At 75.2% G+C, this 22,536-nt stretch carries 22 protein-coding genes and 1 riboswitch; of the genes, 14 read left to right on the forward strand and 8 right to left on the reverse strand.

The window, feature by feature from the left end:
• The first annotated feature begins 226 nt into the window (after positions 1-226).
• Entirely contained in the window at positions 227-1,177 is a 951-nt protein-coding gene (locus BJ983_RS00530; protein WP_179792004.1) for a hypothetical protein, read from the forward strand.
• Positions 1,178-1,183: 6 nt separating this feature from the next.
• On the opposite strand, the gene wsfD is transcribed toward BJ983_RS00530, so the two are convergent.
• The 3 genes from wsfD to BJ983_RS00545 are packed head-to-tail and all read right to left on the reverse strand — an operon-like array spanning position 1,184 to position 5,039.
• Positions 1,184-2,800 carry a glycan biosynthesis hexose transferase WsfD gene (gene wsfD / locus BJ983_RS00535; RefSeq protein ID WP_179792005.1) on the reverse strand — a complete coding sequence of 539 codons (1,617 nt, stop codon included), beginning with the start codon at positions 2,798-2,800 and terminating at the stop codon, positions 1,184-1,186.
• A 38-nt stretch (positions 2,801-2,838) separates the two neighbouring features.
• Positions 2,839-3,528: a helix-hairpin-helix domain-containing protein gene (locus tag BJ983_RS31985; RefSeq protein ID WP_179792006.1), complete on the reverse strand. Its 690-nt coding sequence runs from the start codon at positions 3,526-3,528 to the stop codon at positions 2,839-2,841.
• On the reverse strand, positions 3,525-5,039 hold the full coding sequence (locus BJ983_RS00545) for a fatty acyl-CoA synthetase (protein ID WP_179792007.1): 1,515 nt from the start codon (positions 5,037-5,039) through the stop codon (positions 3,525-3,527). Before BJ983_RS00545 ends, BJ983_RS31985 begins: the two co-directional genes overlap by 4 nt.
• 182 nt (positions 5,040-5,221) lie before the next feature.
• On the opposite strand from BJ983_RS00545, the gene rpmF reads away from it, so the two are divergent.
• Positions 5,222-5,392 (forward strand): 50S ribosomal protein L32, encoded by a 171-nt coding sequence (gene rpmF / locus BJ983_RS00550; RefSeq protein WP_179792008.1) that lies wholly within the window; start codon positions 5,222-5,224, stop codon positions 5,390-5,392.
• Positions 5,393-5,411: 19 nt separating this feature from the next.
• Here rpmF and BJ983_RS00555 read toward each other — a convergent pair whose 3' ends face one another.
• Together BJ983_RS00555 and BJ983_RS00560 are read right to left on the reverse strand one after the other, a co-directional pair.
• A complete protein-coding gene (locus tag BJ983_RS00555; RefSeq protein ID WP_179792009.1) occupies positions 5,412-5,618 on the reverse strand; it encodes a hypothetical protein in 207 nt (68 codons plus the stop codon).
• A 37-nt stretch (positions 5,619-5,655) separates the two neighbouring features.
• A complete protein-coding gene (locus BJ983_RS00560) occupies positions 5,656-7,779 on the reverse strand; it encodes a RecQ family ATP-dependent DNA helicase (protein ID WP_179792010.1) in 2,124 nt (707 codons plus the stop codon).
• Positions 7,780-8,011: 232 nt separating this feature from the next.
• Between BJ983_RS00560 and BJ983_RS00565 the strand changes: the two genes are divergently transcribed.
• Both BJ983_RS00565 and BJ983_RS00570 read left to right on the forward strand, forming a co-directional pair.
• Entirely contained in the window at positions 8,012-8,650 is a 639-nt protein-coding gene (locus BJ983_RS00565; RefSeq protein WP_179792011.1) for a GntR family transcriptional regulator, read from the forward strand.
• A 10-nt stretch (positions 8,651-8,660) separates the two neighbouring features.
• Positions 8,661-9,668, forward strand: a complete 1,008-nt coding sequence (locus tag BJ983_RS00570) for a 1-aminocyclopropane-1-carboxylate deaminase (RefSeq protein ID WP_179792012.1) — start codon at positions 8,661-8,663, stop codon at positions 9,666-9,668.
• Here the strand turns inward: BJ983_RS00570 and BJ983_RS00575 are convergent.
• Positions 9,665-9,895, reverse strand: coding sequence for a hypothetical protein (locus BJ983_RS00575; protein WP_179792013.1), 231 nt, complete (start codon positions 9,893-9,895; stop codon positions 9,665-9,667). The genes BJ983_RS00570 and BJ983_RS00575 overlap by 4 nt on opposite strands.
• 106 nt (positions 9,896-10,001) lie before the next feature.
• Here BJ983_RS00575 and BJ983_RS00580 point away from each other — a divergent pair, with 106 nt between their 5' ends.
• From BJ983_RS00580 to BJ983_RS31990, 4 genes are all read left to right on the forward strand, one after another.
• Positions 10,002-10,892 (forward strand): AAA family ATPase, encoded by an 891-nt coding sequence (locus BJ983_RS00580; protein WP_179792014.1) that lies wholly within the window; start codon positions 10,002-10,004, stop codon positions 10,890-10,892.
• The gene (locus BJ983_RS00585) at positions 10,892-12,370 is read left to right on the forward strand and encodes a VWA domain-containing protein (protein ID WP_179792015.1); all 1,479 of its coding nucleotides are present in this window, start codon (positions 10,892-10,894) and stop codon (positions 12,368-12,370) included. Before BJ983_RS00580 ends, BJ983_RS00585 begins: the two co-directional genes overlap by 1 nt.
• Before the next feature lie 18 nt (positions 12,371-12,388).
• Entirely contained in the window at positions 12,389-13,000 is a 612-nt protein-coding gene (nadD, locus tag BJ983_RS00590; protein WP_179792016.1) for a nicotinate-nucleotide adenylyltransferase, read from the forward strand.
• 113 nt (positions 13,001-13,113) lie between these two features.
• A complete protein-coding gene (locus BJ983_RS31990; RefSeq protein ID WP_179792017.1) occupies positions 13,114-13,707 on the forward strand; it encodes a YdeI/OmpD-associated family protein in 594 nt (197 codons plus the stop codon).
• Between the two features lie 16 nt (positions 13,708-13,723).
• On the opposite strand, the gene BJ983_RS00600 is transcribed toward BJ983_RS31990, so the two are convergent.
• Positions 13,724-14,932, reverse strand: a complete 1,209-nt coding sequence (locus BJ983_RS00600; protein WP_179792018.1) for an FIST signal transduction protein — start codon at positions 14,930-14,932, stop codon at positions 13,724-13,726.
• 59 nt (positions 14,933-14,991) lie between these two features.
• On the opposite strand from BJ983_RS00600, the gene rsfS reads away from it, so the two are divergent.
• Genes rsfS through BJ983_RS00625 form a run of 5 tightly spaced genes read left to right on the forward strand, consistent with a single transcriptional unit; the run spans position 14,992 to position 19,983 of the window.
• Entirely contained in the window at positions 14,992-15,375 is a 384-nt protein-coding gene (gene rsfS / locus BJ983_RS00605) for a ribosome silencing factor (protein WP_179792019.1), read from the forward strand.
• Positions 15,376-15,382: 7 nt separating this feature from the next.
• A complete protein-coding gene (locus BJ983_RS00610) occupies positions 15,383-15,982 on the forward strand; it encodes a histidine phosphatase family protein (RefSeq protein WP_179792020.1) in 600 nt (199 codons plus the stop codon).
• Positions 15,979-16,764: a diglucosylglycerate octanoyltransferase gene (gene octT, locus BJ983_RS00615; protein ID WP_179792021.1), complete on the forward strand. Its 786-nt coding sequence runs from the start codon at positions 15,979-15,981 to the stop codon at positions 16,762-16,764. The genes BJ983_RS00610 and octT overlap by 4 nt, the downstream gene beginning before the upstream one ends.
• 10 nt (positions 16,765-16,774) lie before the next feature.
• Entirely contained in the window at positions 16,775-17,623 is an 849-nt protein-coding gene (locus BJ983_RS31995) for a helix-hairpin-helix domain-containing protein (protein WP_179792022.1), read from the forward strand.
• The gene (locus tag BJ983_RS00625) at positions 17,620-19,983 is read left to right on the forward strand and encodes a ComEC/Rec2 family competence protein (RefSeq protein ID WP_179792023.1); all 2,364 of its coding nucleotides are present in this window, start codon (positions 17,620-17,622) and stop codon (positions 19,981-19,983) included. Before BJ983_RS31995 ends, BJ983_RS00625 begins: the two co-directional genes overlap by 4 nt.
• On the opposite strand, the gene thrC is transcribed toward BJ983_RS00625, so the two are convergent.
• On the reverse strand, positions 19,980-21,242 hold the full coding sequence (thrC, locus tag BJ983_RS00630; protein ID WP_179792024.1) for a threonine synthase: 1,263 nt from the start codon (positions 21,240-21,242) through the stop codon (positions 19,980-19,982). The two genes, BJ983_RS00625 and thrC, sit on opposite strands and share 4 nt — an antisense overlap.
• Positions 21,243-21,254: 12 nt before the next feature.
• A riboswitch (SAM riboswitch) is annotated at positions 21,255-21,372 on the reverse strand.
• A 137-nt stretch (positions 21,373-21,509) separates the two neighbouring features.
• On the opposite strand from thrC, the gene holA reads away from it, so the two are divergent.
• The gene (gene holA / locus BJ983_RS00635) at positions 21,510-22,511 is read left to right on the forward strand and encodes a DNA polymerase III subunit delta (RefSeq protein WP_179792025.1); all 1,002 of its coding nucleotides are present in this window, start codon (positions 21,510-21,512) and stop codon (positions 22,509-22,511) included.
• Positions 22,512-22,536: the final 25 nt, after the last annotated feature.

Raw genomic sequence — 22,536 nt, forward strand, 5'->3', positions numbered from 1 at the left:
GCCGCTGCCCGACCCGGGCCACGGCCGGGCACCGCGGTGCCCGGCCGCTCCCCCCGGCGGCCGCGATCGGCCGGGGCCGATCGCAGGTGACGGCCCGTCCCCCCTCGCGCCGTCGGCCCCAGTGATACCGACATGATCGGGTCGGGCACCAGCGGCGGGGAAAAGATCGACCCTTCGACCGCTCCGACCTGCAATTTCTCTCCACCGATGCGGCATAGTGCCGAGCATGGGGGAGCAGGGGCCACGGCAGGGGGAACCGGGACGGCGGCCCGCACCCGTCCCGCGGGACGGGTCGCCGCGGAGGGAACTGGCGCACTGGCTGCGGCGCAGTCTCGCCGAGCACGGGGAGCCGACGCTCGAGGCGATGCTGCGCGGTCTGCCCGACGAGGTGCGGCTCTCGCGGTCGGCGCTCGCCAAGGCGTTGCGGGGGGAGACGTTCGCCTACCTGCCGCTCGTGCAGGCGGTGCTCCGGACGGCGGGGGCGCCGGAGCCGGAGGTCGAGGCCTGGACCGCCTACTGGCACGAGCTCGACGACCTGGAGCAGCGCCGCCGGCGCAACGAACCGGTGACCGCGCACCCGCCCGCGTGGGCGACCACTGACGGGGCGTCGGTGGAGGACCCGCCCGACGACGCCGGGGAGGTGGCTGGACCGGCGAGCACGTCCGAATCGTCCCGACGGCGGGTCCCGGTCGCCCTCGTCGCCGTCGTCTCGCTGCTCCTCGGCGCCGCACTGGCCCTCGGCGTCGTGGCCCTGTCGCGCACCCCGGCGTCGGCGGACCAGCCGTCGGGGCCGCCCAGCGCCACCGTCCTCGACCCGGTCACCTCGACGGTGCCGAAGACCTTCCGGCTGGTCGGCTCGTCGCGCGACCTCGCGCCCGGGACCCTGCTCTGGGCCACCACCTTCGACCCGGGCACCGCCCGGTACTTCCCGCAGGACAAGCCCTGCCTCGTGCGACCCGACGGCACGTTCGACTGCGGCCAGTACTACCTCGGGCGCCAGTTCGACCCGGACACCGCGTCGTACCGCATCGACCTGTTCGTGGCCGACTCCGCCGCCAGCAACGCCCTGCTGCAGTACCAGATCGACAAGGGCGGGCCCGACGGTCCGAACCCCGGCATCACGGCCCTGCCCGCCGGCACGAGGGTCGTCGGTGGGCGTTGGTACAGCCGGTCCTGATCCGGGTCAGGACCGGCGCCGGTACCTCGTGGTGAGCCCGGCGGCCGCGGCCGCCAGGCCGGTGACGCCCGCCGTCAGGACGAGGTAGGAGCCGAGCCAGACGTGCTTGGAGAGCTCGTAGTACCCGTCGCCGGCGACGGCCAACGTCACGATCCCGAGCCCGAGCAGCGCCGTCGCGCCGGCGACGCGGACCAGGCCGACGACGAGCGGATCGCCGCGGCGCACCCGGGGGAGGAGGGTCGCGGCGGCCGCGCCGAGGGCGACGGCGACGACCGCGAGGGGCAGCCATCCGAGGGCGATCGCGTCGAGCCACCGGACGAGGAGGCCGGTCTGCGGGCCCGCCTCGGGGTAGATCGTCCGGCCCTCGAAGTGCTCAGGCGCGGTACCGAACGGCGCCGAGGGCAGGTAGGTCAGCTGCGGGCGCAGGGTCGCGGTGAGCCCCCGGCCGACCATCGTCGCGAAGGCCCCGGGGTGCTCGAGCAGCAGCGTGCGGGCCTCGTCGCGGGCGGCGTCGGGGCGGTCGCCGACCGCGGTCGCCCAGCCCGGGATGCCGAGCCCGCCGGCCCAGTAGTAGCCCTCCCCGGAGTGCGCCGCGGCCCCGGGCGGCAGTCCCACGGCGGGGGCGACGACGTCCGGGCCGACCTCCGGCATGACGGCCGTGAAGATCAGGTTGTGGGCGTTCACGGCGGCGTAGCTGCGGTCCTGCCCCTGCATCGCCGCGTGCACCGGGTACGCGGCGGCACCCAGCAGCGCGACCGCCACCAGCGGGCCGGCGAGGCGCCACACCCGGCGTCGGGAGGTGCTGCGGACGACCACCATCGCGGCGCAGCCCGCCGCCACCAGTCCGATCGGCAGGAAGCCCGGCTTCGCGGTGGCCCCGACGAGCCCGCCGAGGCCGACCAGGACGAGGGCGGTCAGCCGCTGCCCACGGTCCTCCGGGCGGGTCGCCGCGACCACGAGCAGCCCGACGAGCACCGCCACCGTGGCCACCAGCGCGGTCGGCTCGGCGTAGAGCGACACGAGGAAGCGTGACCACCACGTGGCGCCGAGCAGCCCGACGAGGGGGAGCGCGACGAGGGCCGCACGCCAGGGACGGACGGTGGCCAGGGCCGCTGCACCGATCCCGACGACGAGCGCGGCGATCCCCGCGAGCAGCCACGCGTACGACGTGAGCGACCAGGTGCCCGGGCCCCCGGGCACGACCAGCCGCAGCAGCGCCGCCGCCGCCGAGGGCGCCGCGGTGCAGGGCTCCGCGCCGGTGGTGAAGGCCGTGACCACCACGCCGCGCCACAGCGAGACCCGCGAGGGCGTGTCCGGGGTCAGCCCCGCGGTGCAGAACAGCCGGAAGGCGTCGCCGTTGTCGCCGGCCCCGATCAGGCCCCCGCCGAGGCCGGGCAGGGTGACCAGGCCGATCCGCAGGGCCAGCCCGAACAGGGTCGCGAGCGCGGTCGACAGCCCGATCGCGACCGGCACCGCGACGGCGCGCGGGACCGCGAGCGCCGCGTCGCGGAGCTCGCCCGCGGCGGTGCGGAGGCCGTGGCGTGCAGCAGTGCCCCGCCGGTCTCGGGCGGGGAAGGTGGTCAGGTCGATCCGCCGACCGTACGAAATGCTCTCAGGGATCACTCATCCGGGTCCCTCCGCGGCCCGGACCGGCGTGTCGCCTAGACCGTCACCGACCGGTCGCGGATGCGGTCCCAGGTGTCGACCGGCAGCTCGGTCCACGAGAAGACGTCCTCCACCGACGCGAAGCGCCCGGCCGCCTGGCGGGCCTGCACGATCCGGCCGGCCTGGGCGGGCTCGAGGCCGCAGAGGTCGGCGATCACGGGCGCCGGCGCGGAGTTCAGGTCGACGAGCCCGCCGTCGTCGTACTCGCGGGGCAGGTCGGGCCGGCCGATCCGCAGCTCCCGGGCGAGCAGCGGGTCCTCGGTGGCCAGCCGCCGCGCCTCGGTGCGCCGCTGCCGCCCGGCGAGGGCGCGGGTCACGGCGGGGTCGGGTCCCGACGACGGGGCGGGTCGGGTCGGCGCGTTCGCGCCGTAGACCTGCTGGCGGACGACGACCAGGCCGACGAGTCCGCCGACGAGGACGATGAAGAAGATCAGGGCCGCGATCGCGTTCAGCGGGCCGGTGGTGCGCCCGGCCGCGTCGTGAGGTGCGAGGGAGACCAGCACGATCCAGAGCACGGTGGCGGCGCCGCCGGCAACCGCGAGGAGCGTGTGGCCCCGGCGTCGGCTGACCGTCGCCGCCTGCGTGTAGGGCACGACGGAGAGCACGCCCAGGCTCAGGACGTGGACGAGGAACCACCAGCCGCCGCGGGTGAACCAGTTCCCGCGGCGGGCCGCGGGCGCGGTCACACCGTGTCCCGCAGGACCCGCTTGAGGAGCTTGCCCGACTGGTTGCGCGGCAGCTCCTCGATCAGGTGCACCGCCTTCGGCACCTTGTACTTCGCCAGCCGGCCCCGTGCGTGCTCGATGAGGGCGGTCGACTCGAAGTCCGCCGCGTGCTCGGGGCGCAGGACGACGAAGGCCGTGACCGCCTCGATCCACCGGTCGTCGGGCGTCCCGATCACCGCGACCTCGGCGACCGCCTCGTGGGTGTAGAGCGCGTCCTCCACCTCGCGGGACGCGACCAGGATGCCGCCGGTGTTGATGACGTCCTTGATCCGGTCGACGACGGTGATGAACCCCTGCTCGTCGATGCGGACGAGGTCGCCGGAGTGGAACCAGCCGTCCTTGAACGCCTCCGCGGTCTCCTCGGGCTTGTCCCAGTAGCCCTCGCAGAGCTGGGGGGAGCGGTAGACGACCTCGCCGGCCTCGCCCGGCGCGACGTCGTCGCCGTTCTCGTCGATCACGCGCAGCTCGACGAACAGGACCGGGCGGCCGCACGACTCGGGGCGCTCGTCGTGCTCCTCGGGCTGCAGCACGGTGGCCAGCGGGCCGATCTCGGACTGGCCGAAGCAGTTGTAGACCCCGAGCTCGGGGAGCCGCTCGCGCAGCCGCGCCAGGATCGGGCCCGGCATGATCGAGGCGCCGTAGTGCGCCTTGCGCAGGCTCGACAGGTCGCGGGTCGCGAAGTCGGCGTGGTTGACGGCCGGCACCCACACCGTCGGCGCGAGGAACAACGATCCGATCCGGTCGGCCTCGATGCGGCGCAGGATCTCGGGGACGTCGGGCGCCTCCATCATCCGCACGGTGGCCCCGACCGCGAGGTAGGGCAGCGTGAAGACGTGCATGCCCGCCGAGTGGTAGATCGGCATGCAGACGAGCGGGTCGTCGTCCTGCTCGAGGGTGAGCGCGTGGATGCAGGACACGTAGTGGTGGACCAGGCCACGGTGGGTCATCATCGCGCCCTTGGGCTTCGACGTGGTGCCGCTGGTGTAGAGCAGCTGGACGAGGTCGGTGTCCTCGACCGTCACGTCGAGCTCCGGCACCTCCCCGGTCCGGGCGGCGTCGAGCAGGCTGCCGGGGGCGTCGCGCAACGGGACGACCTGGTCGGGCCGGTGGTCGAGGGCCTCGACGTGTCCGGCGAGCGCGGGGTCGACGGCGAGCACCTTCGACCCCGACTGGTCCACCAGGTACGCGAGCTCCTCGCCGGTGAGCGCGTAGTTGATCGGGACGTGCACCGCACCGATCCGCGCGGCGCCGAGGAAGCTCAGGACGTACGCGTCGGAGTTGCGGCCGTAGGTCGCCACCCGGTCGCCCTGGGCGACGCCGAGCCCGCGCAGCCAGCCCGCCGTGCGGCTGGTGGCCTCGTCGAGCTCGCGGTAGGTCCACGAGCGGTCGGCGAAGACGAGCGCGGTGCGCTCGGGCGTGCGGCGGGCGCTGCGGCGCAGGACGCCGTCCACGGTGTTGGCGCGGGTGTCCACTTCGTCCCCTCGAGAGCGGTGCGTGTGCCCGGTCACTCTCACCGAATGATCGGGTTCCGTCCAGCGACCGGGCGGCGTCGGTCCGGGCCCGCGAGGTTCACACCATGCAGGTCGGCGGGCCGTTCGGGCGGCCTGGTGTAGCCCTCGCAGTCACCCCAATTGACAACGGTTATCATCACGATATGGCTGTCCCGAAGCGCCGGATGTCCCGCGCCAACACCCACGCCCGCCGGTCGCAGTGGAAGGCGCAGGCGCCCGACCTGGTGCCGATCACGGTGGACGGCAGGGAGATCCGCGTGCCCCGGCCCCTGGTCCGGGCCTACCAGCGGGGCATCCTCCGGCCGGACGACTGAGGCGCGGGACGACGGGAGCTCAGCGCCGCCGGGGGCCGCGGCGGAAGAGACCACCCGAGGCCACCAGGATCCCGAGCACGACGAGCACGATCCCGATGAACAGCCAGAGTCGTTGCCCGGTCATGAAGCTGCCGCCGACGAGGCCGAGGCCCTGCAGGGCGAACAGCAGGCCGAGCAGGGCGGCGACGACCCCGACGATGCGGAGCGGGGTCCGCGCGTTGTTCATGGGCCGACGATAGAGACGGGCGCGCCGCCCGGCCCGCTCAGTTCGTCGTCGCCACCGTCAGCGGCAGGACCGCGGGCGCCCCGGCCCGGCGCAGCAGCATCGCCGCGACGGTGAGCGTCCACCCGGAGTCCGACACGTCGTCGACGAGCAGCACCGGCCCGGACGACGGGTCGAGGTCGACCGGCACGGACAACCGCCCGTACACCTCGGCGAGCCGCTGCGCGGAGTTCGGCGGCTCCGGCTCGCTGTCGTCCTCCGGGTCGGAGTAGCGGGGCGGCGCGTCGTCGGCGAGCGCCCCGAGCAGCGGGAGCCGTCCGATGGCGGCGATCCGCTGGGCGAAGCTCTCCACGAGGGCGGGCCGGGTGCGGCTGGGCAGCCACACGATCCCGGTGGGCCGCTCCGTCCAGCCCCAGCCCTTGAGGACCTCGACGGCGGCGTCGACGATCGCGTCGGGCGCGAGGTCGTCGGACCGCATCAGCGGGCGCAGCCGTGGGCCCCACCCGACGTCGGTGAGCCGGCCGATCGCCCGGCCCTCCTCGGCGGCCTCCTCCGGCTTGATCTTCCCCTTGAGCGGCACCTCGAGGGCGTCCATCCCGCTCGGCCACTGCTTGCGCGGCGCGAGTGGGACGCCCGGCCGGTCGAGCACCTCCTGGGCCTGGACGCGGACGTCCTCGCCGACCGACGGGTCGTAGTGCTTCCCCGTGCAGTTGTCGCACCGGCCGCACGGCGCCGCGCCCGGGTCGTCGAGCTGGCGGCGGAGGAACTCCATCCGGCAGCCGTCGGTGGTGATGTAGTCGAGCATCGCCTGCTGCTCGGCGCGCCGGGCCTTCGCGAGACCGAGATACCGCTTGCCGTCGTACTCCCAGGGCTCGCCGGTGGCCTCCCACCCGCCCTTGACCCGCTTCACGGCGCCGTCGGTGTCGAGGACCTTGAGCATCATCTCGAGGCGCCCGCGGGACAGCTCGACGCGCGGCTCGAGCGCCGCGGTGGACAGCGGACGGCCGGCGTCGCCGAGCACCGACAGGGCGACCCGCACCTGCGGCTCGCCGGGGAAGGCGAGCGAGGCGAAGTAGGCCCAGATGTCCTTGTCCTCAGGGCCGGGGAGCAGGAGCACCTCCGCCCGCTCCACACCACGGCCCGCACGGCCGATCTGCTGGTAGTAGGCCACCGGGGACTGCGGGGCCCCGAGGTGGACGACGAAGCCGAGGTCGGGCTTGTCGAAGCCCATGCCGAGCGCGCTCGTGGCGACCAGCGCCTTCACGCGGTTGGCCAGCAGGTCGTCCTCCGCGCGCTCCCGGTCCGCCGGGTCGGTCTTGCCCGTGTAGGCCGTGACGGCGTGCCCACGCTCGCGCAGGAACGCGGCGAGCTCGTCGGCCGCGCTGACGGTGAGCGTGTAGACGATGCCGGAGCCCGGCAGCTCGTCGAGGTGCTGCGCGAGCCACGCGAACCGGTCGGCCCCCCTGGCCAGCGACAGCACGTTCAGGTGCAGCGACTCCCGGTCGAGTTCGCCGCGCACCACGAGCGCCCCGTCGCCCTGTCCGCTGACGCCCAGCTGGTCGGCCACGTCGGTGGTCACCCGGTCGTTCGCCGTCGCCGTGGTGGCGAGGACCGGCACGCCCTCGGGCAGCTCCGAGATCAGCGTGCGCAGGCGCCGGTAGTCGGGCCGGAAGTCGTGCCCCCAGTCGGAGATGCAGTGCGCCTCGTCGACCACCAGCAGCCCCGCCGTGCGCGACAGCTCCGGGAGCACCTGGTCGCGGAACTCCGGGTTGTTCAGCCGCTCGGGGCTCACCAGCAGCACGTCGACCTCACCGGCGCGCACCTCGCCGTAGACGGCCTGCCAGTCGTCCGTGTTCGCCGAGTTCACCGTCACCGCGCGGATGCCGGCCCGCTCCGCGGCCTCGATCTGGTTGCGCATGAGCGCGAGCAGCGGGCTGACGATGACCGTCGGGCCCTTCCCGCGGGCCCGCAGCAGCGCCGTCGCCACGAAGTACACCGCCGACTTGCCCCACCCGGTGCGCTGCACGACCAGCGCGCGCCGCCCGTGCGCGACGAGCGCCTCGACGGCCCGCCACTGGTCCTCGCGCAGCTGCGCGCCCGACCCGGCCAGCCGCTGCAGCGTGGCTTCGGCGTCCGCACGGAGATCGGTGGCTGCGGTGGTCATGGCTCCACGAAAGCACAGGGGTCCGACACCGTGGGGCGGGTCCCGGGGATCAGAGCTCCGGGGTCCCGCGCGACCGCGCCCGGACCGCGACCACACCCGTGGCCGTCCCGGTCGCGACCGGCACCGTCCCGCCACGCAGCGCGGTAGCCCCGGACCGCTACACGAGGCCGGACCCCGACCCGTCGTCGGGAAGCCCTTGACACTGCACGCCATGCAGGATGCAATATTTCGCATGCCGGTTCCCCGCTCCGAGGCCGTTGCTCCGCGCACCTCCCTGCGCGAGCAGGTGTTCGCGCAGCTCCGCGCCGCGATCGTCGACGGCACGCTCGAGCCGGGGGAGCGGCTGCACGACGCCGAGCTCTGCACGTGGCTCGGCGTCAGCCGGACCCCCGTGCGCGAGGCGATCGCCCGGCTGGAACTCGCGGGCCTCGTCGTCGTGAAGCCGGGGAGCTCGACCGTCGTCAGCCCGCTGGACCACCGCGCCGCGCGGGACGCGGCGCAGGTCGCCGCGGCCATGCACGAGCTCGCCACGCGCACCGCCGCGCCACTCCTCACCGAGGAGCACCGGGCCGCGATGACCGGCGCGAACCGACGGTTCGCCGCCGCCCTCCAGGACGACGACGTCGACGCCGCCATCGCCGCCGACGACGCCTTCCACGGCGTGCCCGTCGACGTCGCCGCCAACCAGGCCCTGCGCGACACCCTCGACCAGGTCACGCCCCTGCTGCGGCGCATGGAGCGGACGCGCTTCGCCTCGCTGACCGGCCGCGCGTCGGTCGCCCAGCACACCCGGATCGTCGAGCTCCTGGCCGCGGGCGAGGCCGACGAGGCGGGCCGCGAGGCCCGCGCCAACTGGCTCACCCTCACCTAGGAGATCGACCGTGTCCCTCGACGACTTCGACCGCTACCCGCTGCTCTTCGGCCCCAGCCCGGTCCACCGGCTCGACCGGCTCACCGCGCACCTCGGGGGCGCGGAGGTCTGGGCCAAGCGCGAGGACTGCAACTCCGGCCTCGCCTACGGCGGCAACAAGACCCGCAAGCTGGAGTACATCGTCCCCGACGTGCTCGCGAGCGGCGCGGACACGCTCGTCTCCATCGGCGGCGTGCAGTCCAACCACACCCGCCAGGTCGCGGCGGTCGCGGCGAAGCTCGGTCTCAAGGCGCGGCTGGTGCAGGAACGCTGGGTCGACTGGCCCGACAGCGTCAACGACAAGGTGGGCAACATCCTGCTCTCGCGCATCCTCGGCGCGGACGTGCGGCTCGACCCCGCGGGCTTCGACATCGGCCTGCGCGACTCCTACGAGCGCGCGCTGGCCGAGGTCCGCGACGCCGGCGGCGTCCCCTACGGCATCCCGGCCGGCGCCTCCGAGCACCCGCTGGGCGGCCTCGGGTTCGCGCAGTGGGCCCGCGAGGTCGAGGAGCAGGAGGCCGCGCTCGGCGTCTTCTTCGACACGATCGTCGTCTGCACGGTCACCGGCTCCACGCACGCCGGGATGATCGCGGGCTTCGCGGCGTCCGACCGCCCCCGTCGGGTCATCGGGATCGACGCCTCCGCGACCCTCGAGAAGACCCGCGACCAGGTCGACCGCATCGCCCGCCACACCGCGAAGCTCATCGGGCTGGAGCGGGACCTGCGCGACGACGAGGTCACGGTGCTCGAGGGCTGGGCCGGCGACCGCTACGGCATCCCGGTCGCCTCCACCCGCGCCGCGATCGAGCTCACGGCCCGGCTCGAGGGCGTGATCATCGACCCGGTCTACGAGGGCAAGTCGATGGCCGGGCTGGTCGACCTCGTCACGCGCGGGGAGATCGACCGCGGCTCGACGGTCCTCTACGCCCACCTCGGCGGCCAGCCGGCGCTGAACGCGTACGCGGGTGCGTTCACCTAGACCTCCTCGAGGGCCTCGCCCGCCCCTCGGACGGTCGGGTCGGAGCGGTCGGCCGCGAGAAGGTGGCCCGCGCCGAGGACCAGTGCGATCGGCCAGTCGATGAAGCCGAGCACCCCGAGCGCGGCCACGCCCCCGACGAAGGCCAGCTGGCCGCGGGACAGTTCGAGTCGGCCGAGCCAGGGGACGTCGATCCGCGTGGTCGGGGTGGTCGCGTGCGCAGCGGTCATCCTCCGAGGATGCGCCCGCGCCCGACGCCGTACATCTCCGACCCGACGGCGGGTGTCGCGAGTCCCGCAAGATCAGCGGGGGACAACTCGACGATCTCCGGGCAGGATGCGGTTCGTGGGCAGCGACGCGACCGGCCGGACGACTCTCTTCGACTCCGTCGAGGACGTCCAGAGCCGTCTCGCGGACGTCGGCTACCTCGCCTCGACAGCGGTGGCGACGACGGTGTTCCTCGCCGACCGGCTCGGCAAGCCGCTGCTGGTGGAGGGCCCGGCGGGGGTCGGGAAGACCGAGCTCGCGCGGGCCGTCGCGGAGGCCTGCGGCGCCGGGCTCGTCCGGCTGCAGTGCTACGAGGGCATCGACGAGGCGCGCGCGCTCTACGAGTGGAACCACGCGAAGCAGCTGCTGCGCATCCAGGCCAGCCAGGGCCAGGACTGGGACGCCACCCGCGACGACGTCTTCTCCGAGGAGTTCCTGCTCACCCGCCCGCTGCTCACCGCGATCCGGCGCGACGAGCCGACCGTGCTGCTGGTCGACGAGACCGACAAGGCCGACGTCGAGGTGGAGGGCCTGCTGCTGGAGGTGCTCGGCGACTTCCAGGTCACGGTGCCCGAGCTCGGCACGATCACCGCGACGCAGCGGCCCTTCACGCTGCTCACCTCGAACGCCACCCGCGAGCTCTCCGAGGCGCTCAAGCGCCGCTGCCTGTTCCTCCACCTCGACTTTCCCGACGCCGAACTCGAGCGCCGGATCGTCGCCTCCCGCGTCCCGCAGCTCGGGGAGGCGCTCGCCGGGGAGCTGGTGCGGATCATCGGGGTGCTGCGCGGGCTGGACCTGCGCAAGGCGCCGTCGGTGTCCGAGACCATCGACTGGGGGCGGACCCTGGTCGCCCTCGGCCTGGACACCGTCGACGACGACGCGGTCCGGCAGAGCCTGAACGTCGTCCTCAAGCACCGCGCGGACCTGGTCAAGGCGTCCGCCGAGCTGCGGTTGAACTGATGGGCACCCCGGATCCGTCCCCCGTCGCTCCGCTCGCCCCTGCCCGCGGCCTCCCGGCCCACCTCGTCGACTTCGTGCAGGCCCTCCGCCGCCACCACGTCGACGTCGGGCCGGGGGAGACCGTCGACGCCGCCGCGGTGATGGCCGAGGTCGACCTCCTGCGCCGCGAGCAGCTCCGGGAGGGCCTCGCCGCCGCGCTGCTGCGCCGCAGCGGCCAGCGGCAGACCTTCGACGCCCTCTTCGAGCTCTGGTGGCCGCTCGGGCAGGGGGCGGCGCTCGGCGAGGTCGCGCTGCCCTACGCCGAGGACGGCTCGGTCGACGTCGACGCCCTGCGCGACCTGCTCGCCGAACTCCTCGTCGACGGGGACGCCGCGGCGCTCTCCGAGCTCGCCCGCGCGGTCGTCGACGGCCTCGGGGGACTCGGGGCCGGACGCGGGCCGGGTGCGGGCGGGTCCGGCGGGCCGGGGAAGGACGGCGCGCAGGGCCCGCCGTCGGGCTTCTCCTCCTACCAGGCGCTGAACAGCGTCAAGCCCGAGACGCTGCTCGCCCGCGTGCTCGCCGAGCTGCGCACCCGACGCCAGGCCGAGGCGGCCGACAGCCCGTTCGCCGAGGAGGTCGCCCGCCGCGAGACCCGCGCGCGCATCGCGGAGTTCCGCCGCCTGGTGCAGGGCGAGACCACCCGGCGCGGCAGCGAGATCCGGGGCCGCGAGGCCGCGGCCCGCACCGGGGTGCGGCGCCAGGCCGAGCAGACCGACTTCCTCTCCGCGGGCGCCGACACCCTCGCCGACCTCCGACGACGGGTCGCGCCCCTGGGTCGCCACCTCGCGACGCGCCTCGCCGCCCGCCGTCGTCGGGCGCATCGCGGCCCGATCGACATGCGCCGCACCCTGCGCCGCTCGATGTCGACCGGCGGCGTCCCGGTCAAGCTCGAGCACCGCCGACCGCGCCCCGGGCGGCCCGAGCTGGTGCTGCTCTGCGACGTCTCCGGCTCCGTGGCCGGGTTCAGCCACTTCACGATGATGCTGGTCCAGGCGCTGCGCGAGCAGTTCTCCCGCATCCGGATCTTCTGCTTCGTCGACGGGTGCGTCGAGGTCACCGACCTGTTCACCCCGGGCGCCGACCTCGCCGGCATCCTCACCGAGGTGCACTCGCGGCGCGGGCTCGTCGCGTGGAGCGGCCACTCCGACTACGGCCGCGCCTTCGAGCGCTTCGCCGATCGCTGGCCCGACGCCGTCACCTCCCGCAGCTCGCTGCTGGTCCTCGGCGACGCCCGCACCAACCATCAGGACCCGGCGCTCGGGGTCCTGTCCACCGTCGTCGGGAAGGCGCGGCACGCGCACTGGTTGAATCCCGAGCCGCAACGGCAGTGGGGGACCGGGGACTCGGCGGCGATCGAGTACGGCCGGGTCATGCCGATGCACGAGTGCCGCACCGCGGCCCAGCTCGCCGGCGTGGTCGGCGGACTGCTCCCGGTCTGAGCTGGAGCGGAGACGACGATGCGTGTCGGGGTGATGGGCGGGACGTTCGACCCGATCCACCACGGTCACCTGGTGGCGGCGAGCGAGGCGGCGAGCCGGTTCGACCTGGACGAGGTCGTCTTCGTGCCCACCGGGCAGCCGTGGCAGAAGTCGAAGACCGACGTCACCCCGGCCGAGGACCGCTACCTCATGACCGTGGTCGCAACGGCGTCGAACCCGCGCTTCACCGTGAGCCGCGTCGACGTGGACCGCGTCGGGCCCACGTACACCGTCGACACCCTGCACGACCTCGCCGCGATCTTCCCCGACGACGAGCTCTTCTTCATCACCGGCGCCGACGCCCTCGAACAGATCCTCTCCTGGCACCGCGCCGACGAGATGTTCCGCATCGCGCACTTCGTCGGCGTCACCCGCCCCGGCTTCGAGCTCGTCTCCGACCACCTGCCCAAGGGCGCGGTGTCGCTGATCGAGGTGCCCGCGATGGCGATCTCGTCCACCGACTGCCGCACGCGCGTGGGCAAGGGCGAGCCGGTCTGGTACCTCGTGCCCGACGGCGTGGTGCAGTACATCGCCAAGCGCGGCCTCTACCGCGACGGCCGCCCGCCGTCCCGCCTGGAGCACCTGGGGTAGCACCTCGCCCCCTGGGCCCACCCCGGTGGCAGCGAAGCGTCGTTGCTGTCATCCAGTGGCAGGGAAGCCACATCGTCGACCTCGTCGCGGCGGGCACGGCAGGATGGCCCGCCGTGGACCAGCCGGAACTCCTCCTTCCCGACGCCGGGGCGTGGCGGCTCTGGCTCGAGGCCAACCATGCCGACCCGACCGGGGTGTGGCTGGTGCTCGCGAAGAAGGCGGCGCTCGCGGTGCCGGAGCCGCCGACGGTGCTCACCTACGCGACGGCGCTCGACGAGGCGCTGTGCTTCGGGTGGATCGACGGCCAGGCCCGTCGTCGGGACGCGCTGACATCGTTCCAGCGGTTCACCCCGCGCCGCGCCCGGTCCCCGTGGTCGGCCCGCAACGTCGGCCACGTCGCGCGGCTCACCGAGGAGGGGCGGATGCACGACGCCGGGCTCGCGGAGGTCGAGCGGGCCCGCGCCGACGGGCGGTGGGACGCGGCCTACGCCGGACCCGCAACGGCGACGGTGCCCGAGGACCTGGCCGCCGCGATCGCGGCCTCACCCGCCGCGGCGGCGATGTTCGAGACGCTGACCAGCCAGAACCGCTACGCGCTGACCCACCGGCTGGGGCAGCTGAAGACGACCCGGACCCGGGAGCGCCGCATCGCCGAGTACGTCGCGATGCTCGAGCGAGGGGAGACGATCCACCCGCAGAAGCGCTGAGGACCCGTCGTCGGGGTCAGCCGAAGGCCAGCACCGACGCGGTGAACCCGTGGAGGTGGTTCTTCGCCGCGACGGGTCCGATCTCGCCGTCGGCGAAGAACCCGGCCACGCGCGGCGCGAGGCCCCGGCGGATGGCGCGGACGTCGTGCGACACGTCGTCCCCGAACATCACCCGGCCGCGGCCGGTGCAGGAGAACAGGAGCGCCCCGCCCGCGGGCGCGTCGGTCGCGGTGAGCGCCATGAGCGCGTCGAGGTCCTCGCCCGCGGTCGAGGCGTCCCGGACGTGGAAGCGCACGGTGCGGCCCACCTCCACGACGTCCCCCACGGTCACCGTCCCCGCCTCCTCGTCGGCCCCGACCACGCCCCGGACCAGGAAGTCGCCCCGGCCGTGCTCGTCGGCGTACTCGTCCATCGCGATCCCGAGGTGCAGCCCGCGCATCGCGAGGGCCGAGTCGTCCTCGCCGAGCTCGCGCAGGATCTCCTCGAGCTTGCGGTAGGCCGGCGCCCCCGCGAGGGAGGTCAGCTGCGAGCCGGAGGAGCCGGTGACGGTCATCGCCGGCCCGATCGGCCGGCAGCCCTGGCTGACCAGCGTGCGCACGGCCACGTCCCCGCCGAGCAGCACGCCCACGGCGCCCCGCTCGTGCACCTCACCGTCGAGGAACAGCCGCGCCCCGCCCGGGCCGGGACGGGCGGGTCCGAGCGCCGTGCTGCCGACCGGCGCGGTGGCGAGACCGCCGACCAGCGGCAGGCCCGGCAGCGCCTGCCCGGACTGCTCGACGAAGCCCTGCGCCGGGAACGTGAACGGATCGGCGAGCAGCACGGCCACGGCGTCGTCCTCGGCGGGGACCGGCATGCCGCCGACCGAGATCCCGCCCTCGTGACGCGCCGCCTGCAGGTGGAACGGGGTGACCCGCACGCCCGGCAGGGAGGCGGCCCACACCGAGACCGCCGGCGCGTCCTCGACCCCGCGCCCGTCCCCGATCACCCCGGAGGCGCGGCACCCGAGGGTGGTGGTGGCCCCCGCGATCTGCATCGCCTGCCGTCCGACGGCCGCCGCGACGTCCGGGTCGGGGTGCGAGACGAACACCGACATCAGGTCGGGCCGACGGCCCTGCAGCGGTGCGGTGGCGGCGGCCACCGCGGTCTCGGCGGCGGCCTCGAGGTCCGGCCCCTGGGCGAGGCCGTCCCCGAACGCCGAGGTCTGCGTCGTCGCGGGGTCTCCCATGACCGGAGTATGAACCCGACCACCGACAGCGAAACGCGGACAGCGGTAAGCTCACCGCGATGGCCGCCACCGATCACGCGCTCCGCCTGGCCGAGGTCGCGGCCCTGGCCGCCGCCGACAAGCTCGCCCAGGACGTCGTCGCGATCGACGTCTCCGAACGCCTCCCGCTGACCGACTGCTTCGTCATCGCCTCCGCGCCGAACGAGCGCCAGGTGCAGGCGGTGGTCGACAACGTCGAGGAGAGGCTGCGGGGCGAGGACGTCAAGCCGGTGCGCCGCGAGGGCACGCAGGAGGCCCGGTGGGTGCTCCTGGACTTCGGCGACGTCGTGGTGCACGTGCTGCACACCGACGAGCGCGACTTCTACGGCCTGGAGCGGCTGTGGAAGGACTGCCCGCAGATCGACCTGCCGGCCGAGGTCTCGCTGCCGCGCAGCGCGGAGTGAGCCGAGGGTGCTGAGCCGCATCGTCCTGCTCCGGCACGGGCGGACCGCGTGGAACGCCGAGCGCCGCATGCAGGGCCGCCTCGACCCGCCGCTGGACCCGACCGGGGAGGCGCAGGCCGACGCGACCGCGCCCGGTGTCCGGGACCTCGCACCCGTCGTCGTGATCGCCTCCGACCAGACCCGGGCCTGGCAGACCGCCGCGGCCGCGACCGAGGGTCTCGACGTCGAGCCGCGCAAGGAGCCCCGGCTGCGCGAGACCGACGTCGGGCGGTGGCAGGGCCTCGTCGACAGCGAGGTGGACGCGGGCTGGCCCGGCGGGATGGACGCCTGGCGGACCGACGCGCAGTACCGCCCGCCCGACGGCGAGTCCCGGCACGACGCCTACCTGCGGGCGCTGCCGGTGCTGCACGAGCTGCTCGACGCCGACCTCGAGGGCACGGCGCTGCTCGTCGCCCACGGCGGCGTGATCCTGGCGCTGACCTGCGGCTTCCTCGGCATCCCGACGGAGCACTGGGGCGCGCTGGCACCCCTGGGCAACTGCCGGTGCGCCGTCCTGGAGTACCGGATCGACCGCTGGCGACTCGTCCGGTGGGGCGCCGAGGTGTGACCCTGCTGGTGCTCGGGGACTCGCTGAGCTTCCACGGGCCCCGCACCGCGCACCCGGTCGACGAGCCGCGGCTGTGGCCCCGGGTCGCCGGTGCGTGCCTCGGGACCTCGACCGACCTGCACGCGGGTCTCGGGTGGACCGCCCGGCACGCCTGGACCGCGGTGCGCACGGACCCGCGGGTGTGGGCGTCGGTGCGGACCGCGGACGCCGTGGTGCTGGGGATCGGCGGGATGGACTCGCTGCCCTCGCCGCTGCCGACGGCCGTGCGCGAGCTGATCCCGGTCCTCCGTCCGCCGTCGCTGGCCGCGCGGGCGCGCCGGCTCTACCGCGACCGGCACGCGCGGCTCGTCCGGCTCTCGCGGGGGCGGCCGACCGCGTTGCCGCCCGGGGAGACCGTGCGGTGCCTGGAGCAGATCCGGGTGGCGGTGACGACCCTGCGTCCGCACGCCCCGGTGGTGCTGCTGCTGCCGTCGGTGCACCGGTCCGCGCTGTACGGCGGGGTGCATCCCGGGCGGTCGGCGCACGTCGCGGCGATGCGGACGTGGGCGGCGTCGACGGGGGTGCGGCCGTTGGAGGTGGCGCCGCTCGTCGCGGAGCACGTGCTCGGCGGGCACGGCAACCCCGACGGTATCCACTGGGGCTGGCCGGCCCATCGACTGGTCGGAGAGGCCGTCGCGGGGTTGCTCCGTCCGTCGCAGCGAGTTGTCCCCAGTGGCACCGCCGACCCCGGTGATCCACAGGCCGACGCGCTGACCTGGGAGGACACGGCCCGACGCTCCTAACGTCGGGCGGGTGACCCAGGATCCCCGGCTCCGGCTGCAGGCCGCCCTTCCCGACGACGGGGCGGTGCGGCAGGGGCGGCAGGGCTGGCCGACGGCGCCGCCCGGCACGCCGGGAGCCGGGCTCACCTACGTCGAGGACGTCCCGGAGAGCGAGCCGCTCCGCGCGAGCGCGTGGGACCCGCCGACGCGCGGGGTCGCCCGGTGGCTGCCCGCGTCGTGGGCCGCGGCGCGCTGGGACCCGGGCCGGTGGGGGGCGGTCGCGCTGGCGGCGGTCGTGGTGGTGGCGGCCGTGGTCACGGGCATCGGGGTGTGGGGTGGCCGGCCGGTGGCCGAGCCCGTCCCGGCGTTGCCGGTGGTGGCGGGGGCGCCGTCGTCCCCGGCGTCGGCACCGGCGTCGGCGCCGCCCCCGGTGGCGGGTGCGCCGGTGGTGGTGCACGTCGCGGGGAAGGTGCAGCGCCCGGGTCTGGTGACCCTGCCCGACGGGGCGCGGGTCGGGGAGGCCGTGGAGGCGGCCGGAGGGGCGTTGCCCAAGGTCGACCTGACGTCGTTGAACCTGGCCGCGCGGGTGGTGGACGGGCAACAGATCGTGGTCGGGGCGCCGGCTCCCGCCCCGGGCCCGACGGCGGTCCCCGGGGCGCCGGCCGTCGCGGCGGCCCCCGCGGGCGACGGGAAGCTGGACCTCAACGCGGCCACCCTCGAGCAGCTCGACGGGCTGCCCGGCGTCGGGCCGGTCACCGCGAAGAAGATCCTCGACTGGCGGACGCAGAACGGGCGGTTCGGCGCCGTCGAGCAGCTGCGCGAGATCCCGGGGATCGGCGAGGCCCGCTTCGGCACGCTGCGCGAGCTGGTGCGGGTGTGACCGGCCCCGACGAGGACCGGCCGCGCCTCGACGCCCGCCTCGTGCCCGCGGCGCTCGGGGCCTGGGGTGCGGTGCTGGTGGCGCTCGGCCTCGGCTGGGGACCGGGTGCGGCGGTCGTCCTGCTCGCGCTGGTGGGGGTCGGGGCGGGGATCGCGCGGCGGGACCGGCGGTGGGCGGCGGGCCTGTTCGCCGCTGGTGCGTGCGCGGCGGCCGTCGGCGGGGTGGCGTCCGCGGCGGCGTTCCGGGTCGCCGACCACCCGGTCCGCGCGGCGGCGGCCTCGGGGTCGGCGGCGACGCTCGAGGTGGTGCTCACCGACGACCCGGCACCGCTGCGCTCGTCGGGACTCGGCGGGCCCCGCGTGGTCGTCCGCGCCGATCTCGTCACGGCCCAGACCGGGGGCGGCCGCTGGGCGGGGGAGGGGCACGTCGTGCTGCTCGCGCCGGCCGAGGGCTGGGTCGGGCTCCTCCCCGGGCAGCGGGCCACGGCGAGCGGGTCGCTCGCGGCGTCGTCCCGCGGCGACCTCACGGTGGCGGTGCTGCGGACCCGCGGCCCGCCGCGCGAGGTCGGACCGCCTCCACCGGTCCAGGTCGCGGCGGGCGACCTGCGGGCCGGCCTGCGCGACGCCGCCCGCGCGGTGCTCCCCGAGGATCCGGCGGGGCTGCTGCCCGGCCTCGTCGTCGGGGACACCTCGGGCGTCGGGACCGACCTCGCCGACGACTTCCGGACGGCGGGGCTGACGCACCTCACGGCGGTGTCCGGGTCCAACGTCGCGTTCGTCCTCGGGGCGGTGCTGCTGCTGGTGCGCCTGGCCCGGCTCGGACCCCGGACGGCGGCGGCACTGGCGGCGGTGGCGCTGGTCGGGTTCGTGGTGCTGGCGCGGCCGTCGCCGAGCGTGCTGCGGGCGGGCGCGATGGGCGCGGTGGTGCTGCTGGCCCTGGCCCTCGGACGGCGCCGGTCGGTGCTACCCGCGCTGGCGGCGACCGTCGTGGGGCTGCTGCTGGTCGACCCGTCGCTGGCCACCGACGCCGGGTTCGCCCTCTCGGTGCTGGCCACGGGGGCCCTCGTGCTCCTCGCTCCGCCGCTGGTCGCCGCCCTGCGGGCGCGACGGGTGCCACCGGTCGTGGCCGAGGCGCTCGCGGTGCCGGTGGCGGCACACGTGGTCACGGCGCCCGTGGTGGCGGGGCTCTCGGGCGAGGTCAGCCTCGTCGCCGTGCTGGCGAACCTGCTGGTGGCCCCGGTCGTCGCGCCCGCCACGGTGCTGGGTGTGGTGGCGGCGCTGTGCGCGCCGTGGTGGACGTGGGGTGCGCACGCGGCGGTGTGGCTCGCCGGGCCGGAGGTCTCGTGGCTGGTCGTCGTCGCGCGGCGGTGCGCCGGGGTCGACGGCGCCACGGTCGGCTGGCCCGGTGGGGTGGTCGGTGGTCTGGCGCTGGCGGGCCTGGTGGCGCTCGGCGCGGTTGCACTGCGGTGGCGACGGGTCCGACTCGTGGCGCTCGCCGCCGCGGTCGGGCTCCTGCTGGTGTTCGTGCCCACCCGGGTGGTGCCGGTCGGCTGGCCGCCGACGGGCTGGACGGTGGTGGCGTGCGACGTCGGGCAGGGCGATGCGCTCGTGCTGGCGACCGGTGAGCCGGGGCGGGCGGTGCTGGTCGACGCCGGCCCGGACGCGGGGCCGGTGGACCGGTGCCTCGCGCGCCTCGGGGTGCGGTCGCTGGCCCTCGTCGTGCTCTCCCACCTGCACGTCGACCACGTCGGCGGGCTGGCGGGAGCGCTGCGGGCACGGTCGACCGCGGCGGTGGCGGTCGGCCCGGTGCGGGAACCGGCCGCCACCCTCGCGCAGGTGGGCGCGCGCGCCCGGGCCGCGGGAGCACCCGTCGTCGGGATGGAGCGGGGGATGGTGCTGCGGTGGCCGGGACTGGTGCTGGAGGTGCTCGGGCCGCTGCACCCGAGCCCGCACGTCGACGCCGACGACGGGTCGCAGGTGAACGACACGTCGCTGGTGCTGCGGGCGAGCACCCCGCTCGGGCGGGTGCTGCTGCCCGGCGACGCCGAACGGTCCTCCCAGGACGCCCTGCTCGCCGCCGGGGTGGACCTGCGGGCGGAGGTGCTCAAGGTCCCGCACCACGGGTCGCGGTCCTCGTTGCCGCCGTTCCTGGTCGCGCCGGGGGCACGGTTGGCGCTGGTCAGCGTCGGTCGCGGGAACTCCTACGGGCACCCGAACCCGTCGGTCGTGGGTCTGCTCGCGGGGACCGGCGCACTGGTACGTCGGACCGACGAGAGCGGGGACCTCGCGCTCGTGCCGGGCCTGCGGGGTCCGGCGGTGGTCGCCCGGGGCGACCCGTTGCCGGACCCGCGGCGGCGCTAGATGCCCAGGGCCTCGCGGACCGCCTTCGAGGTCGCCGGAACCGTGGCCTTCGGTCCGACCTGGTGCTCGATCGCGTCGAGGGTCTTGAGCCCGTCGCCGGTGATGAGCAGGACGGTGTCGGCGTCGGGGTCGAGCTGTCCGGTCTCGACGAGCTTCTTCGCGTTCGCGACGGTCACGCCGCCGGCGGTCTCGGCGAAGACGCCCTCGGTGCGGGCGAGCAGGCGGATGCCGTCGCGGACCTCGTCGTCGGTCACGTCGGTGACGGCGCCACCGGTGCGCCGGACGGTGTCGAGGACGTAGGGGCCGTCGGCCGGGTTCCCGATCGCGAGCGAGCGGGCGATCGTGTCGGGCCGCTGCGGCCGGACGACGTCGGTGCCCTCGCGGAAGGCGGTCGACACGGGGGAGCAGCCCGCGGCCTGGGCGCCGAAGATCTTCCAGTCGGCCGCGTCGACGAGCCCGAGCGAGACCAGCTCGCCGTACGCCTTGTCGATCTTCGTGAGCTGGGAGCCGGAGGCCACGGGGATCACGGTCTGCGCGGGGACGCGCCAGCCGAGCTGCTCGGAGATCTCGTAGCCCAGGCTCTTCGAGCCCTCGGCGTAGTAGGGGCGGACGTTGACGTTGACGAACGCCCAGTCCTCCTGCTCGAACGCGAGCTCGGTGGCCAGGCGGTTCACGTCGTCGTAGTTGCCCTCGACGGCGAGCAGGTTGGTGTCGTACACGGCGGTCATGAGGACCTTGGCCCGCTCCAGCGAGGAGGGGATGAGCACGACCGAGTCCCAGCCGGCGCGGGCGGCCGCGGCGGCGGTGGCGTTGGCCAGGTTCCCGGTGGACGGGCAGGCCAGGACGGTGAAGCCGAGCTCGCGGGCGGCGGCGAGGGCCACCGCGACGACGCGGTCCTTGAAGGAGTGCGTCGGGTTGCCCGTGTCGTCCTTGACCCAGAGGTTCCGGATGCCGAGCTCGGCGCCGAGCCGGTCGGCGCGGATGAGTCGGGTGAAGCCCGGGTCCATGTTCGGGTGGTCCTCGACCGTGGTCGGCACCGGGAGGAGCTTCTTGTACCGCCAGATCGACTTCGGGCCCCGCTCGATCTCCTCACGGGTGATCGCCGGGAAGTCGTACGCGATCTCGAGGGGCCCGAAACACTGCGGGCACGCGAACTCCGGGGCGAGCGGGGTGCGGTGGCCGCAGGCGCGACACGAGAGGGCGGCGGCCGGGCCGAGGTCGTAGCCGGTCGACGTCTGGTCGGGCGCAGTCAAGGTCATGGAAGAGTGTTCTCCTCATCTTCCCCGCCTCTCGGCGGGTCGGAATTGGCACCGGTCTTGCGCGTTCAGATCCGCGCCGCCGGTTGCCGGGGTGTCGTCGGGCCGTTCCCTCTACCCCTCTGGATGAGCCGTATGCAGTTGTCGGCGTCCGCCGGGCCGGGGCCCGTGGTCGCGCTCCGGGCACGTTACGGCACCCGGAGCACACGGGGCCACCGGCGCGGGCGTTGCCCACACCACGCTGTCGGGGGGCGGTGCGAGGATGAGGACGTGCCACCTCGCGCCCGGAGCAGACCCGCCGACGAACTCGCGCCCGTGCGGCTCGTCGTCGGCGACGAGGGCCTGCTCGTCGAACGGGCCGTGTCCACGGCGATCGTCGCGGCCCGCCGTCAGGACCCGGACGTCGAGGTCCGCACCCTGCGGGCCAACGAGATCACGGCGGGGGTGCTGGCGGAGCTGGTGAGCCCGTCGCTGTTCGCGGAGTCCCGGGTGGTGGTGCTCGAGGCGGCGCAGGACGCGAACGCCGAGGTCACCACCGTGCTCGTCGAGTACGCGAAGGCGCCGACCGACGGGGTCGCGCTCGTCGTCGTGCACCCCGGCGGTGCGAAGGGGAAGGCGCTGGTCGACGGCCTGAAGAAGGCCGGCGCCGCGGTCAGCGAGGCGGCGAAGTTCAAGCCCTGGGAGAACGACCGGCGGGCCGACTTCGTGCGCAACGAGGTCCGGCAGTCCGGCGGCGGCATCACGGGGGAGGCCCTGAGCCTGCTCATGGAGGCGGTCGGCGCCGACCTGCGTGAGCTCGCGGCCGCGGCGTCGCAGCTGGTCAGCGACTCGGGCGGGCAGGTCGATGCCGAGTCGGTGCGCCGCTTCCACCGGGGGCGCGCGGACGTGACGGGGTTCGCCGTGGCCGAGAAGGCCGTGTCGGGCGACCGGGCCGGAGCGCTCGAGGCGCTGCGCTACGCCCTGGACACCGGGGTGCCGCACGTCCTCGTCGCCGATGCGCTGGCCGATGCGGTGCGCACCATCGCGCGGGTGTCGGCGGCCGGGAGGGGCGACCCGGGGGCGCTGGCGAGCCGACTGCGGATGCCGCCGTTCAAGGTGAAGAAGGCGATGGGGCAGGCCCGCGGCTGGGACGCCCCCGGCCTCACGCGCGCGATGGCACTGGTCGCGGACGTGAACGCCGACGTCAAGGGCGTCGCCGCGGACGCGTCCTACGCCCTGGAGCGGGCCACCTCGGAGCTCGCGGAGCTGGCCGGGCAGTCGCGCCGCCGCTGAGGTCCGGCGCGAGAGTCACATGAGG

Source organism: Actinomycetospora corticicola (assembly GCF_013409505.1).
Lineage (GTDB): Bacteria > Actinomycetota > Actinomycetes > Mycobacteriales > Pseudonocardiaceae > Actinomycetospora > Actinomycetospora corticicola.